Origin of the sequence: Photobacterium obscurum (assembly GCF_026191635.1) — a bacterium.
In the GTDB taxonomy this organism is placed as follows: domain Bacteria; phylum Pseudomonadota; class Gammaproteobacteria; order Enterobacterales; family Vibrionaceae; genus Photobacterium; species Photobacterium obscurum.
Genome location: NZ_JAKRRW010000008.1, coordinates 184,577 through 199,868, shown reverse-complemented (window position 1 = coordinate 199,868; position 15,292 = coordinate 184,577). Strand labels below are relative to the sequence as shown.

The 15,292-nt window shown below is 49.3% G+C and carries 13 protein-coding genes; 1 reads left to right on the top strand and 12 read right to left on the bottom strand.

What is annotated here, in order from left to right; genetic code table 11:
* Window positions 1–117: 117 nt before the first annotated feature.
* The 6 genes from MD588_RS12660 to rpe all read right to left on the bottom strand — a co-directional run bounded on the left by MD588_RS12660 (window position 118) and on the right by rpe (window position 8,226).
* Window positions 118–1,332, bottom strand: coding sequence for an aspartate aminotransferase family protein (locus MD588_RS12660; protein WP_265697660.1), 1,215 nt, complete (start codon window positions 1,330–1,332; stop codon window positions 118–120).
* A 411-nt stretch (window positions 1,333–1,743) separates the two neighbouring features.
* Entirely contained in the window at window positions 1,744–2,319 is a 576-nt protein-coding gene (locus tag MD588_RS12655; RefSeq protein ID WP_265697704.1) for an aminodeoxychorismate/anthranilate synthase component II, read from the bottom strand.
* 162 nt (window positions 2,320–2,481) lie between these two features.
* Window positions 2,482–5,487, bottom strand: a complete 3,006-nt coding sequence (locus MD588_RS12650; protein WP_265697659.1) for an ExeM/NucH family extracellular endonuclease — start codon at window positions 5,485–5,487, stop codon at window positions 2,482–2,484.
* A gap of 264 nt (window positions 5,488–5,751) precedes the next feature.
* Window positions 5,752–6,765: a tryptophan--tRNA ligase gene (gene trpS, locus MD588_RS12645; protein WP_265697658.1), complete on the bottom strand. Its 1,014-nt coding sequence runs from the start codon at window positions 6,763–6,765 to the stop codon at window positions 5,752–5,754.
* A gap of 97 nt (window positions 6,766–6,862) precedes the next feature.
* On the bottom strand, window positions 6,863–7,552 hold the full coding sequence (locus MD588_RS12640) for a phosphoglycolate phosphatase (protein WP_265697657.1): 690 nt from the start codon (window positions 7,550–7,552) through the stop codon (window positions 6,863–6,865).
* Complete coding sequence (gene rpe, locus MD588_RS12635) at window positions 7,552–8,226, bottom strand: ribulose-phosphate 3-epimerase (RefSeq protein ID WP_265697655.1); 675 nt, start codon at window positions 8,224–8,226, stop codon at window positions 7,552–7,554. The genes MD588_RS12640 and rpe overlap by 1 nt, the downstream gene beginning before the upstream one ends.
* A 152-nt stretch (window positions 8,227–8,378) precedes the next feature.
* On the opposite strand from rpe, the gene MD588_RS12630 reads away from it, so the two are divergent.
* Window positions 8,379–8,600, top strand: a complete 222-nt coding sequence (locus MD588_RS12630) for a DUF2970 domain-containing protein (protein ID WP_265697653.1) — start codon at window positions 8,379–8,381, stop codon at window positions 8,598–8,600.
* A gap of 9 nt (window positions 8,601–8,609) precedes the next feature.
* Here the strand turns inward: MD588_RS12630 and MD588_RS12625 are convergent, their stop codons facing one another.
* From MD588_RS12625 to MD588_RS12600, 6 genes are all read right to left on the bottom strand, one after another.
* Complete coding sequence (locus MD588_RS12625) at window positions 8,610–9,446, bottom strand: Dam family site-specific DNA-(adenine-N6)-methyltransferase (RefSeq protein WP_265697652.1); 837 nt, start codon at window positions 9,444–9,446, stop codon at window positions 8,610–8,612.
* Window positions 9,447–9,554: 108 nt separating this feature from the next.
* Window positions 9,555–11,066 (bottom strand): SPOR domain-containing protein, encoded by a 1,512-nt coding sequence (locus MD588_RS12620; protein WP_265697651.1) that lies wholly within the window; start codon window positions 11,064–11,066, stop codon window positions 9,555–9,557.
* 14 nt (window positions 11,067–11,080) lie between these two features.
* On the bottom strand, window positions 11,081–12,160 hold the full coding sequence (gene aroB / locus MD588_RS12615; protein WP_265697650.1) for a 3-dehydroquinate synthase: 1,080 nt from the start codon (window positions 12,158–12,160) through the stop codon (window positions 11,081–11,083).
* A 19-nt stretch (window positions 12,161–12,179) separates the two neighbouring features.
* Entirely contained in the window at window positions 12,180–12,698 is a 519-nt protein-coding gene (aroK, locus tag MD588_RS12610) for a shikimate kinase AroK (protein ID WP_265697649.1), read from the bottom strand.
* A gap of 328 nt (window positions 12,699–13,026) precedes the next feature.
* A complete protein-coding gene (locus MD588_RS12605; protein WP_265697647.1) occupies window positions 13,027–14,742 on the bottom strand; it encodes a type IV pilus secretin PilQ in 1,716 nt (571 codons plus the stop codon).
* An 18-nt stretch (window positions 14,743–14,760) separates the two neighbouring features.
* Window positions 14,761–15,291 (bottom strand): pilus assembly protein PilP, encoded by a 531-nt coding sequence (locus tag MD588_RS12600; RefSeq protein ID WP_265697646.1) that lies wholly within the window; start codon window positions 15,289–15,291, stop codon window positions 14,761–14,763.
* Between the last annotated feature and the right edge of the window lies 1 nt (window position 15,292).

Sequence of the window (15,292 nt, the reverse complement as noted above, 5' to 3'; positions counted from 1 at the left end):
TTAATTGCCCGCTCATTCAACATGCAGGCAAGTGCAGCGACCCGGCTCCTGCCAGCCGCTGCGATATGTAGATCTATCAATGTGTTACGGGTGCAGCTTAATAATTGATGGAACCTGCTATTGATAAAGCTTGGCAATAGCACGCTCAAGACGCGCCATACCCTCGTCAATATCAGCCTTTTCAATCACAAGAGATGGCGTAAAGCGCACCACATTGGCTCCCGCCACCAGCACCATCAGTCCCTCCTCGCCAGCGGCAAGCAGAATATCGCGGGCTCGGCCCTGCCATTCATCATTAAGGGCGGCACCTAATAACAAACCTTTGCCGCGAACCTCATCAAAGATTGGGTACTTGGCATTGATACGGTCAAGGGCTTCGCGGAACCACTGCTCACGCTTTTTCACCCCCGCCAGTACTTCCGGCTTGGTTACTTCATCCACAACGGCTTCTGCCACGGCACAGGCCAGTGGGTTACCGCCGTAGGTCGAACCGTGAGTGCCGACTTTCAGGTGCGTTGCCAACGCAGAGGTCGTCAGCATGGCTCCAATCGGGAAGCCGCCACCCAGTGATTTGGCGGTGCTGAGGATATCCGGGGTTACACCCAGCCCCTGATAGGCATAAAAGTCACCTGTACGACCATTGCCAGTCTGGACTTCATCAAAAATCAGCAATGCGTTGTGCTTATCACACAGTTCACGAACCCCTTGGATAAACTCCTGGGTCGGTGAAACAATCCCGCCCTCACCCTGCAATGGCTCCATCATCACGGCACAGGTACGCTCCGACATATGTTCGGCCAGCGTCGATAAATCGTTGTAGGCCAGGTGCGTTACATCACCTGGCTTCGGACCGAACCCATCAGAATAAGCAGCCTGGCCACCCACGGTGACGGTAAAGAATGTCCGGCCATGGAAGCCCTGCTGGAACGAAATGATCTCAGATTTTTCCGGGCCAAATTTATCGGCCGCATAACGACGGGCAAGTTTCAGCGCCGCCTCGTTGGCTTCGGCACCGGAATTTGCAAAGAACACCTTTTCAGCAAAGCTGTGCTCAGTCAGCTTCTTCGCCAGACGCAGTGCCGGCTCATTGGTCATGACATTACTTAGATGCCAAAGCTTGTCAGCCTGTATTTTTAGCGCATCAACCATCACAGGATGACAATGCCCCAGGCAACTCACTGCGATACCGCCGGCAAAATCAATGTACTCCCGATCATCTTGATCCCATACGCGTGCACCCTGGCCTTTCACCGGTATGATCTGCATTGGGGAATAACAAGGTACCATTACCTCATCAAACAACTGACGTTCTACTTTGTGCTCCATTGCCATCATCCTTTCCTTCTGTGTATTGCGCCTTAAGCATAGTATTTACATTTTATTAACCAATTCCAATAGCAGAATATTTTTTTTATGCTTTATGTCGATTGGTTAATTCTCTAATTAATACATATTTATGCGGGTTTCAGGAAAAGTTATTAACCACCATTCGAATGAAAGTGTTTTTCCATATAGGAAATAGTGCCAGAACCAATCAGGTGAGGTGCATAAGATTGCTAGACGAAAAAACCGCAAAAAGATAAGAGAATGTTAAGAAAGGTGATAAGGATCGCGATACTAAGCCCGACTAAAGCCGCAGAACTCAGCCTAATGAGGTAAAAATATGCCAGATACAATGTACATTAATCACTCTCCCACGAGCAATGGCAGCATAAAATGCTACCGCCATCGATAGAGTGAGGGTTAGCGACGAAGAAAGTTGGCCAGTAGCTGATGTCCCTGCTCGGTCAGAATACTTTCCGGATGGAATTGTACCCCTTCAATCGGCAGCGTTTTATGGGCAATCCCCATTATTTCATCGAATTCGCCGTCAAGCTCGGTCCAGGCCGTGATCTCGAAACAATCCGGCACCGTGCTAGCCTTCACCACCAGAGAATGATAGCGAGTTACCGTAAGCGGATTATTCAGCCCGGAAAACACACTGCTATCGGTATGGATTATCGGCGAAGTTTTACCATGCATGACCTGGCGAGCACGTACTACTTCAGCACCGAAGACCTGGGCAATTGACTGATGGCCGAGGCATACCCCGAGAATGGGTAGCTTACCGGCAAAGTGCTCAATGGCCTGCAGGGAAATCCCAGCTTCATTCGGCGTGCAGGGGCCGGGGGAGATCACCAGATGGGAAGGGTTCAGCGCTTCAATACCCGCAAGATCAATCTCGTTATTACGCACCACTTTCACCTCGGCACCTAACTCGCAGAAGTACTGGTACAGGTTGTAGGTAAAAGAATCGTAGTTGTCGATAATCAGCAGCATTGAACCATCAGTTTCCCAGGTAAGTTGGCGGTCTATTTTGCTATAGGGAATGAGAAAGGCAAGCGGAAACATCGATTGTGTTGCTCGTTGCCTGCCAACAGTGCTAAAAAAGGCCAGCAGAAGCTGGCCTTGATGTTTAGTTGATTCCGTTAATCGGATTGATTATGCACGGCGACGACGGCGTGTCCAGCCTAGGCCAGCCAGAGCCAGTAGCGCACCGAAACCAAAGGAACCGCCAGATGAGTCATCTGAAGAGTTATCTTCTCCAGGTGTTGGACCTGTTTTAGATGTATCTGCTTTTTCAACACTGATTTCAGCTGAACCTAAATCAGCCGGCACCTGTCCAGAAACGGTACTCGGATCTTCCTTGTACAGCTCTAGTTTGATTTGGTAGTTACCTGCTTCTAAGTCGGCAGGTAGGGCAACATTCGCACTACCACTCTCGGCTTCAGCTTCTGTCACCTGGTGAATCACCGTATTTACGTCACCAGCAGCTTTAAATCCAGCAGACGCAGAGGTCATATTCAAAGTCACAGCAATATATTTACCAGCATCATTTTTAGCAACCGCAACAGGCAAAATTGCAGACTCACCTTCACTAGCCGGCTTCACTTTCACTCCGTCAGCAATACCTTTGTTATTACCAAGAATAACAATCACAGGATCATGGTCAGAGGCAGAGAATGCATTTTCAGACTTCACAAGGTCGCCAGTATACGCACTGCCATACTCGAACATATTGCTTTCTAAAGAGTTAATGTGCCAATCAGTGATATCAATAACCTTACCGGCTACTGATGTATTGCCCAACACATGGTCCAAGCTGCCCAACTCACCTTCATAGGTATATGAGAAAGCAGTAGGCTCGCTGAGGTTAATCAGGCCAGCACCTTCAGCTAGCACACGACCAGAAGCATCATATTCCTCGCCATCCAAGGTTGTTGAAGCGGCTGTTTTGACTTTACCTTCACGCTCTTCAGGAATTGTAGTCAACGCAAGAACCGGATCTTCCATACCGTAGGAGTTCAAGTCACCGATAACCAGTACATCACCTTTTAACTGACTGACAGCCTCGCCAACCACTTCTGCAGCCGAAACCCTGAACTCAGTACAGTTACCCTGTAGGTCATCTTCCGCGCCAACATCCTCAATACAGCCTGAGCCTTTTGATTTAAAGTGGTTGACTACGATATGCAACGGCTCATCCTGGCCTGGGACATTGAAGCCCTGGAGCAGGCTATGACGCTGGTATTTATCGAAGTTGCTGCCATCTGAGGCTTCGCCATGCTGTTCAGGGGTAACGATAACCTGAGCATCCCCAGCTAACGATACCGTTGCCGGGCGGTAGAACATGGCAACCATAATCGCATCGGTACCAAAGTATTTCTGCCCTTCAAAGTCAGCACCTTCTTTCGCGTACTTCTCGGCATCTTCAGCAGAAATCTCTACATATGCATAATAATCTGAAGGATCACTAAATTCTGAATTTAGCGTATCAAGCAAGTCTTTAATGGCACTACCATCACCAAAGCCATTATTTTCCATCTCCATGATCCCGATAATATCGGCATCCATTGCTTTCATTGCATTAACAATCTTAGTGCGCTGAAGCTGGAACTCAGTCACATCTTTGGCGCCACGGTTACAGCCTCTAGACTTATCGGCATCAGCCTGATCCGCACAGCTGGCATTAAGTGGACCACCGATCTCACTGTAGCTAGTAAAGAAGTTCAATACATTGAAGCTGGCAACCTTGATCCCCGCCTGCTCAACCAAGGCTGGTGCATCAGTTCGCTCATGGGCAACCTCGTCATCACGAACAAAATCTGCTTTTGTTAACTGATTGGCAGCAACCAGACGATACTCGCCATAGCTATAACCAATAACACCCGCAAGGTTCTCTACGCGATCTCCAATTCGGATGTAGCCATCCTCAGGGTTGAAATCAGCGAAATAAGGCAGCTCACCACTTTGGGCTTTATAATCAGACTCAATGAAAATCCGGTTCGCACTGTTCTTATCACTCTCGGCATTAGCTAGGTCTGACTCTGCCGCAAACAGCTGGGTTGGCTTGATATTCGGTGTCTTATGAGACAGCACCATGTTGTTACGTTTACCGGCGTAGTCATAACTGAAGTTACGGGTAACACGTAAATCCGTATCAGTATCTAGCTCAACCAGCATACCTTCGTAACGTTCTAGCGCATCACGAAGCGTTTCTCCCTCATTAATGACCAGTAGTCGAGGCTCAGGGGCAGTACCGTTTGGCTCAGTAACTGCGTAGCTATTATTGCTGGACGCTAGTTGAGTCTGGTTATAGAACTCTTGTACCTTACCTTTAACACAGACTTCAACACCCGGCTGAATGTCGTCGCTCGGTGCGGCACCCGTATAGATAAACAGGCCATCAGAGGTACTGTCATTACCGTCAGCATCAAGTGCATGCAAGAAGAAGCCCTTGAACAGGCTTTCACCACGGGCTGTAACGACACCACGGACAAAGTATTCATCTTCAGTAATGAAGCCATCCTCAATCAGCGGTGACTTACCTCCGTCCCCCTGAATCGCATTGATGGAGGTAAAGGTAGGCTCACTGCCATCTTCCGTCTCGCACACAAAAGCCGGTGGTGGCTCAATGGCTTCTACCGAGCCTAAGCCGTCATAATTACCTTTACCGGCATCGGTCCAGTTGGATAGCTCAAAAGTAGCGCTTGGCGTTAGGCTGTCGAGGTTGCGCTGTAGAGAGGCATTATCACCAAAATTCTTCTGGTCTGTCCCCATATAGCCAATGATATCGATGGTTGTACCATCAAGCTCAAGTGCAACGGCATCCCCTTTCTCACCATTGAATGAAAGACCATACTCCTGAACATTGATACTGCTATCGAGCTTTGCTGCAAGCTGAGAATGAGCGATAACCAAAATCTGTCCGGCCCCTAACTCGCCAGTCAACTTTAGGGATTTTGGCTCTGAACCAGAATTCTGATTATTATGCTGTACTAGCGTATATTGGCTTAAATCAGCGGCCTGCTCACCGCTATTGTATATTTCAATAGCCTTATCGTTGCCATTCTCTACCCACTCCGTCATAAGAACATCGGCCTGGGCACTCATAGAAATGGCTGAACCGACTGCCAACGCTACGGCGGTACGCGATAAATGTCTCATTTTCAAACCTCTCAGCTTCACTGCTATACATTTTTTTTTGATATGCAGGACATTCTGGACAGATATGACAAAGCATCTAGTCGCTTAATGCTTAAATGTGACAATGGTTCGAGTTAATGCTCTAGAAAACGATTGCTCGCTCATTTTTTGGGCTTTTTTCAACAGGATGGGTAAAGTACTAAAGAAAGGCGTCAAAGATTTGAAGCACAAAAACAAAAAAGCCGACAATATGCCGGCTTTTTAGAATACATAGAACAGTAATTACTAAGGACGAGTGACAAAACCTACCGCTTCGTAAGCCTTCTTCAGCGTTACTGCAGCGCGTTCAGAGGCTTTCTCTGCGCCCGCTTTCATTACGGAATCCATGTAGGCGCGGTCTGCACGAATACGCTTGTATTCAGCCTGAACCGGCTCAAGCATCGCCACAATCGCCTCGCCAACGTCTTTCTTGAACGGGCCGTACATCTCAACACCCTGGTATTGTGCTTCGATCTCTTCAAACGACTTGCCTGTCGCCGCCGAGTACAGACCCATCAGGTTGGTGATACCTGCTTTGTCGACACCGTGGGCGATACGCGGTGGCGTTTCGGTATCGGTTTGTGCCTTGTTGATCTTCTTGATGATCGATTTTGGCTCTTCCAACAACGTGATCACGTTCTTGCGGTTATCGTCTGACTTGGACATCTTCTTGGTGGCATCCTGCAGGCTCATTACACGCGCGCCAATGGTCGGGATGTAAGGCTCTGGCACCTGGAAGATAGCTTCATCATTACCGTAGATATTGTTAAAACGGGTTGCGATGTCACGGGCAAGCTCAAGGTGCTGCTTCTGATCACTACCAACTGGTACCTGGTGCGCGCCGTAAAGCAGAATATCTGCCGCCATCAGTACCGGATAACCAAACAGGCCAACATTGACGTCATTCGCATGGCGCTGTGATTTATCCTTGAACTGGGTCATACGGCTCAGTTCACCCATCTGAGTGTAACAGTTCAGCAGCCAGCCAAGTTGGGCATGCTCAGGCACATGTGACTGAACAAACAGCGTGCTCTTCTTTGGATCCACACCAACGGCAAGACAAATCGCCAACGCATCTAGCGTTGCTTCATGCAACGCCTTTGGATCCTGGCGGACGGTGATTGCGTGAAGGTCTACAACACAGTACTGGCAATCATAATCATCCTGCATCTGTTCCCACTGACGCAGCGCACCCAAATAGTTACCAATACTCAATTCGCCAGAAGGCTGGACGCCACTCAATACAATGGGTTTACTCATGATGGGATTTTCCTATGTCACTAAAGATAAGCAGCGGCACGAGTGCCGCTGGCTAATATTCAAAACCTGTTGTCAGATAAACGCAGACCTGACCGTACTAGCTGTCTAGTTTAACCACTTCCGCCAACTGACTAAAGTGATCCAGCACAATATCGGGTTCACTGTCACTGATCGGCTGACCATAATTGTAACCGTAGGTCAGTCCGACAACATAACATGTTGCTGCTTTTGCCGCCAAGATATCGTTACGGGAGTCTCCGACCATCAGCATCTCTGTTGCCGCCAGCTGATGCTTTTCCATCAGCCAATGCAAGGCAAACGGATCGGGCTTTTTGAGCGGAAAGGTATCGCCGCCAATCACATCGACAAAGTAGTCGCTGATGTCATGCTGTTCCAGTAAATGCGGCACAAACTGAGCTGGCTTATTGGTCACAATCGCCATCGGAATGCCGGCCTGATGAAAAGAGGCTAGAGTCTCTTTCACCCCGGTATACAGTGCGCTCTGTTTGTGGCCACCCGCATCGTAGAAACGATCAAACAGTTGGCGAGCTTCTTTATGTAATTTTGGGTCTAACTGCGGGTCGACCTCAAGGCTGCGACTCAGGGCACGGCCAATCAGCACATCGGCGCCGTTGCCAATCCAGGTTGTCACCTGCTCGACTGTCACGCCCGGGCGACCTAGGGCACGCATGGCCTGGTCTGCCGCTTCAGCCAGATCAGGAACGCTGTCGAGCAGCGTTCCATCTAGGTCAAAAGCAATAAACCGAATGCCTTTGAAATAATCCATTAACGCTCGACCTTGGCCAGTTCTGCTCGCATTTCATCAATCACAGCTTTGTAATCAGGCTGGTTAAAGATTGCAGAGCCGGCAACAAACATGTCTGCACCCGCTTCGGCGATTTCACGAATGTTATCAACCTTCACACCGCCATCAATTTCCAGGCGAATATCACGGCCAGACGCATCAATACGCTTACGCAATTCACGCAGTTTATTCAGTGTATTTGGAATAAATGCCTGGCCACCAAAACCTGGGTTGACAGACATCAGCAGGATCATGTCAATTTTATCCATCACGTAGTCTAGGTGATGAAGCGGAGTGGCCGGGTTCAATACCACACCCGCCTGACAACCGTGCTCTTTAATCAACTGCAAGGTACGATCCAGATGCTCAGTGGCCTCGGCGTGGAAGGTGATCATCGTCGCCCCAGCCTTGGCAAAATCCGGGATAATGCGATCAACCGGCTTAACCATAAGGTGAACATCAATCGGCGCAGCAATGCCGTAGTCACGCAATGCCTTACATATTGGTGCGCCAAAAGTCAGGTTTGGCACATAGTGATTGTCCATCACATCAAAGTGAACCACATCTGCACCTGCAGCCAATACTTTCTCGACGTCTTCACCAAGACGTGCGAAATCTGCAGATAGGATAGATGGAGCGATCAAAAAGTCCTTCATGTTCAGCCTCTATACGATACAAACGATACGGTCGGTAAAATCGGCGCAATTCTACCCGATCCGGTTAACGATGTCTTAACGGATCTCGTTTGGTTTTGTGACTATGCTTGAAAGACAAAGATGGGTGATGGCAAAACAGGGATGAATAACAAATGAAATCGGAAGGAAACAAGCCCGCCACCGAGCGCACGGCAAAAAGTAATATTGCCCTTAGCGTTGCCGCTGCGCTGTTCGGGGTACAGTCTGACAGCAACCGCCAGGCAGACTTTGCTCAACGAAGCCCCTGGCCGTTCATTATTGGCGGGATAGTCGCCATTGTACTTTTTGTCGCCGTATTGCTGGCGATCACCTTCTCGGTTACCGCGGCACCTTAGCTTTTCGGCCTAGCTTTCAGGTTGTGTCTTTGCAGGTGTAAACAATGCCAATAGCTCGTCGACCTTGTTGCGACCACTGCCGTTGCGGCTAATCGTCCGTTTCACTTTCACCACCGACAGGTCGGCACCATGGTAAAGGCGACGGGTCAGTGTCGTATCATGGTTCGAGATCAGTACCGGAATATCTCGCTCTGTCGCTGCTTTTTCCGCAACATCCGCAAGTGCAGCCTGATCGTCAAGGCTAAAGCCATTGCCGGCATAGGAGGTAAAGTTTGCCGTCGTCGACAATGGCGCATACGGCGGATCGCAATAAATCACGCAGCCCTTGCGAGCCCGCGAAAAGGTCTGGTGGTAACCTTCACAGACAAAAGTGGCACGTTTTGCTTTTTCCGCAAAGAAGAACATCTCCTCTTCCGGAAAGTAGGGCTTCTTATAGGAGCCAAACGGGACGTTGAAGCCGCCTTTCTTGTTGTAACGGCACAAGCCATTGAAACCGTGGCGGTTCATATACAAGAAGTACAGCGAGCGGATATAAGGATCATCGGTGTTGTTGAAAGCCTCACGGATTTCCAGGTAAGTCCCTTTCTGGTTGTACTCTGGCGTGAATAACGCTTTCACATCTTTGATGTACTGCTCAGGCTTCTCTTTCAGGATGTTATAGAGGTTAATCAAATCCGGGTTGATATCTGCCAGCAGGTATTGCTCAAAATCGGTGTTCAGGAAAACAGAGCCGGCCCCGACAAAAGGCTCGACCAATTTACGCGCAGGTGGAAGATGGCGCTCGATTTCCTCGACCAGAGAATATTTACCTCCAGCCCACTTCAGGAATGCACGATGCTTTTTCATTCAGCTAACCACCACCAATACCGATATTGCTACGAAAGGTGGCGGATTGTACCTCATTTCACACCGAGTCTGATACCAATTCACGTAAATATCTGCTAACTACCGTGATTATTTTACTCGTTCAATTTCACGGTGAATTTGTGCATAAGATTTCACCCATGGCTGAACCGCCTGGAGTCTTTCCGGCAACCGCGTTTCGGCTCTGCGCGCTGACAGCATATCGGGGTAATCCCCTGTGATGATAATAAACCACGGCTCTCCGTTACGGCGAGTTTCATAAATCGTCGCAATCTGAGCTATTCCATAATCAGCAATAAAATTATTGGCCGCGGTCATGGATTTCAGGGCTGCCAGTTGCAAGGCGTAGTGACGCTGGTCGATCGTTTTAAGCTCAGTTCCTACCACATCGGATTTAACATTTGTTGTCTCAATGACAGGCTCAGTGCTCGATGTATTGCTAGCCGGGACTGGCTGCTCAGGTTCAGGTAATGGCGGCTCACTCGCCGTTTCTGGCGAAATCGCTTCCATCGCGCTTTCGGCAACAGCCTGCTCACCACTACCGCCCAATGCCTGCTCGCTAATCATCGCATCCACCACATCCGACGGCACCACGACACGCTGGTTTTCCTCGCTACGCCCAACAGTCAACCCTTCCAGCGAGACTTCCGGCGGCAAACTGTGGGAATCATCACTCTCCACGGTATTGTCGGGCTCCTCACTCTTGAGCAAGTCGCCTACCGGTTCCGGTTCGTCAAAACGTCCACTTGAAAGCACAGGCTCCTGCACTTCTTCAACAAATGCTTGCGGATGCTCGCTTTGCTCTTCCGCTGTATCCTGTTCAGTGGCCGGGAAAAGCCAGAACACGACGCCAGCAACAGCCACGGCCAGTAAGATCACAAGTAATGCCACCGGTGAAATTCTACGTGAGGATGAACCTGCCATGTTTGACTGCTCCGTTTGGTCTAATTGCATCAGTGCTCCCGGAGTCGGCGAGCTGATACTTGCCTTCTCTTTGAGCGCCCGCCTTCCGTTTGCATCCAGTTGATCACTGGTGAACATTACTTCGACAAAAGTTTGTACTTCTTGTTCAGTAAAGTCCGTAATTTCTAGTTCAAGGGGGGTCGTACCCTGACCATGAGAAACCTGGCTAAGATATTTATTAAGCCGCTCTCTTTGGCTAAATAGCAATACATTGATTTGCCAACCTGGTTCGCTCTGCGCCTTTTGTACCAGCGCCCATAGCTCCGCGATTAACGCTGGACTCAGCAAATGGGCATCATCGATCACCAGCAACAGGTTGACAGGGCTGCCCTCAAGCATGCGCTCAACGCTTTGCTGCAACGGGTCTTGATCATTAAATAATGGTTGGGCAACAAGCTGCTTCAGAAGAATTGACCGGTGCTGGCTGTCGTTCTGGGCAGGATGACACAGTAGTAATGCCTGATTACTATTATCTGCCCACAGCTCCAGATACCGTTGTGCCAACCAGGTTTTACCTGCACCTTCACTACCGGTGATCTGAATAAGATTGGAACTAAAGCGGGTTAAGAATTGAATTCGGGAAAGAAGCTGGATCTGACTGTCCAGATCCAACATAGCGACTTGGGTGCCACGGGTCATGTTAACTTACAACTTCAAGCACTAATCACACGACGAAGAATATCGTGTGGTACATCAGCCACGACCTCGGCACTGCCGATCGAAGTCGGTAGCACCAGCCTCAGCTGACCTGACAAAACTTTTTTATCTCGCATCATGTGCTTCATATAACTATCGAAGTCCATAGAAGCCGGAGCTTTAACAGGCAAGTTTGCTCGCTCAAGCAAGTGAGTAATTCGCCGGACATCATCTGATGACAACAGGCCCTGGAGGCATGCGGTTTGTGCCGCCTGCACCGTGCCCGCAGATACAGCTTCGCCATGTAGCCAATTACCATAGCCCATCTCGGCTTCGATCGCATGTCCGAAGGTATGACCTAAATTCAGCAAGGCTCGCACACCGGATTCTTTCTCATCAGCGGCTACGACATCCGCTTTGATCTGACAGCAACGTCCGATGGCATAACACAGGGCATCATTATCCAACGCCTGCATTTTTTCAATATTCTGCTCTAACCAGACAAAAAAGTCATAGTCCGCAATAATACCGTACTTGATCACCTCAGCCATACCGGCTGCAAACTCGCGTTCAGGCAGGGTTTTCAAGCAATGGTTGTCGATCACAACCGCCTTTGGCTGGTAGAAAGCACCCACCATATTTTTACCCAGCGGGTGGTTCACTGCCGTTTTACCACCAACAGAAGAATCCACCTGAGACAACAAGGTGGTTGGTACCTGGATAAAATCGACGCCACGCTGGTAACTCGCGGCAGCAAAACCGACGACATCACCAATCACCCCACCACCAAGTGCGACGATCACCACGTCACGACCGTAATTACCATCGAGTAAAAACGTCATGATCTGATTAAAGGTCTCAAGGGTTTTGTATTGCTCGCCGTCAGGCAATGATAACAATGCAACATCACATTGCAGTGAGCGGATGGTCGCCATTACCTTATCGGCATACAACGGCGCCACCGTTTCATTACTGACCACGACAACACGTCGACCCGCACTGATAGCAGATGAAAACAACGCCGGGTCATTAAACAACTCGGCGCCGATTGAGATTGGGTAGCTTCTGTCACCTAACTTGACGTTGATCCGTTCCATGGTCAGCTTCTCTTGGTTATTAACGCTCTTCAAGCATCTTGATGATTTGGTTTGCCACTACCTTAGCGCTCTGATCATCAGTGCGTACTACGTAGTCTGCAACCTCTTCATACAAAGGGTTTCGCTCTTCGGCAAGCGCTTCAAGTACTTCACGTGGCGTATCTGTTTGTAGCAGAGGACGCTTTTTGTCACGCTGAGTACGGGCTAATTGTTTTTCAATGGTAGTTTCAAGGTACACCACGATACCGCGAGCAGAAAGGCGGTTGCGGTTATCTTTACTTTTAACAGAACCACCACCTGTCGCAAGAACAATACCTTGTTCCTGGGTCAGATCATCGATCACGTTCTCTTCGCGAACACGGAACCCGTCTTCACCTTCAACATCAAATACCCAGCTGATATCGGCTCCAGTACGTTCTTCAATGACAGAATCAGAGTCAAAGAATTCCATATGTAGCTGCTGAGCAAGGTGTCTACCAATAGTGCTTTTGCCGGCACCCATTGGGCCGACTAGGAAAATATTTCGTTTTTCAGCCATTTTTAGCAATTTTACGCGCGGTTAATAAAACGACACCGCCCGCAGGCTATCTATAAATAAGCCCGAGGCGCCAACTTCCTCACATTTAATTCGTGATAAGACCGAAAATTATCTCAGGACTCGATATCGTTTGGCAATAGCTAGAGTGATTCATTGCCAATTTAATTACCGTTGAGACGAGACCAAGCATCAAACAATGCCTCCTCACGCTATCGCCAACCGGAAAAGTTTGCAACAAACACAACAACTTAACACCACCAACACAGAAATCGCGATAACTTGGCAGGTGGTGTTAACTGATACGCCAGCAATGACAAAAGATGCGCAATTACTGCAATACTATCTTCGGCGTCACGAAAATCAGCAACTCACGCTTGGCCAGTTTTTCTAGCTTATGACGAAACAATGCCCCCAATACCGGCAGATCGCCCAGTAACGGCACTTTCTCCACAGAGTTATCGACCTGATGCTGGTAAATCCCGCCCAGCACCACCGTTTCCCCATTCTCGACCAGTACCTGAGTACCGATCCGCTGGGTATCAATGGCAACGGCCTCGCCGGTTCCGGTATTGACAACCTGTCCGGGTTTATCCTGCGTCACCACCAGATCGAGCACTAACTTATCGTCCGGCGTAATTTGCGGCGTCACCATCAAGCTCAGTACCGCCTTCTTGAAACCAACCGAAACCGCCCCACTAGAAGCCGCTTCCAGATAGGGGATCTCTGTTCCCTGCTCGATATAAGCCGTTTGTTTATTGGTGGTTACCAAACGGGGGCTCGATATGATTTCCGCCTTCTGCTCGGCCTGCAGGGCTGACAATTCAAGATCCAGTAAAATGTCGCCCAGCTTGGCCACCTGAAAGGCGATGCTAGATGCACCTGCCTGGGTTGCCGCCAGATTCACATTAAGAAAGTCATCCACTGTCGCATCATCTTCCAGCATACCCACGGAATTTAAGTTACTCTCGATTGAGCCCCCGACCGTGTTATTCCCGCTGCTGCTGAGGATCCCCCAGCGAACCCCGAGCTCGTCTATATCGCCTTCGTTCACCGTGACAATTCGCGCTTCAATATGCACTTGCTTCACAGGAATATCCAACGCCGAAACGATATCTCTGACATTCGCAATACTCTCAGGAAGATCGTTGACAATCAGCGAATTAGTTCTGGCATCGACGTGTAGTGAACCGCGTTCAGAAAGCATACTGATACCGTCAGTGGCCCCCTGAAGCAGATCCGCCAGATCCGTCGCTTTTGCGTAATTTACCTGGAGGATTTCTGAACGCAACGAGGCTAACTCCTCTTCTTTACGTTTTGCCTCGAGCGCCTTTTGCTCGCTCTGGGCCAGTTCTTGCTTCGGGGCGATCAGGACCACGGTACCCTGGACTCGCTTATCCAACCCTTTTGCCTGCATTATAATGTCGAGCACCTGGGGCCACGGAACATCATCCAAGCGAAGTGTCACATTGCCCTGCACGGTATCGGAAACCACGAGATTAAAATCATTATATTCTGCGATCAGCTGTAATACGTTCCGAACCGGAACATCCTGGAAGTTAATCGAAATGGGCTTGCCTTTGTAGGTCACTTGTTCACTCTGGCCAGCTTCGATGCTCGCGCTAGACCCGTTCACCATCACATTGAAGCGCGTCCCTTTAAGGGTATAGCCGTAGGTAAACGGCTCAGCCATATTAAGGATAAGCCGGGCGCCTTTTTCCATGCTGAACGTTTCGACCGAGTTAACATTGGTGCCAAAATCAACCACATCCAAGACATACAACATCTCATCACTAATTGCGGTATCAATAATATCGATATACAGCTGCTTGCCCGACTTACGCATATCAACCAAAGACTGCGCCCTGGCCAAGTCAACGCTAAGTACCCCCTGCCCTTTTTGATTACGTTTAAAGTCAATCTTGGTAACCTGATTATCCACCACAGCGGATGCCGCGACCGAAAAGGCCATCGAGCTCATAAGCAAACAGAGAACAAGTAAGCACACAGACTGCACTGTGTTTAGCGCCGGAAAGTTCCTTTTCATCTTTTTGTCTCTTCCTTCTTATACTGCTGAGTCTGTGGTGACTAACGTCAATTTAATCGGTCTTTTCAACCAGCAACCGACACCATCAGGCAAAATTTCTTCTATCTCGATACTTTTCGGACTCACCTGCAGGACTCTGCCGTGATTAAGCCCGAGATAATAGCCCTCTCGGATCTTCACTAACTTACCTTCGGGGGTATAGATGAGCGCCCATAACTGGTTCCCATCTCCCAGCACACCTTTCATACTCAGCTGGACGAGTGGATAACTTTCCAGAGGACCTCTTACCTGACGAACATCCGGCTGCCAGCATGCTTTTGCCGTCTCCGGCTCACTTTCAGCCAGCTCCGGGCGGGGACGGATAAAAGGTACCCGGGGGCTGGTCATGACAAACTCATCAGCAACAAACTTATACTGCTCCTGCAACGGAGCAACCTCTGCCAGGGCTTCGTCATGAGCCTGGCCGATAAAGCCTTGGATGGAATCTTCATTTGCCCGGCAGCCAAGCATCAACATACAGACGGGGGCAATAAGCCAAACCATTTTCATG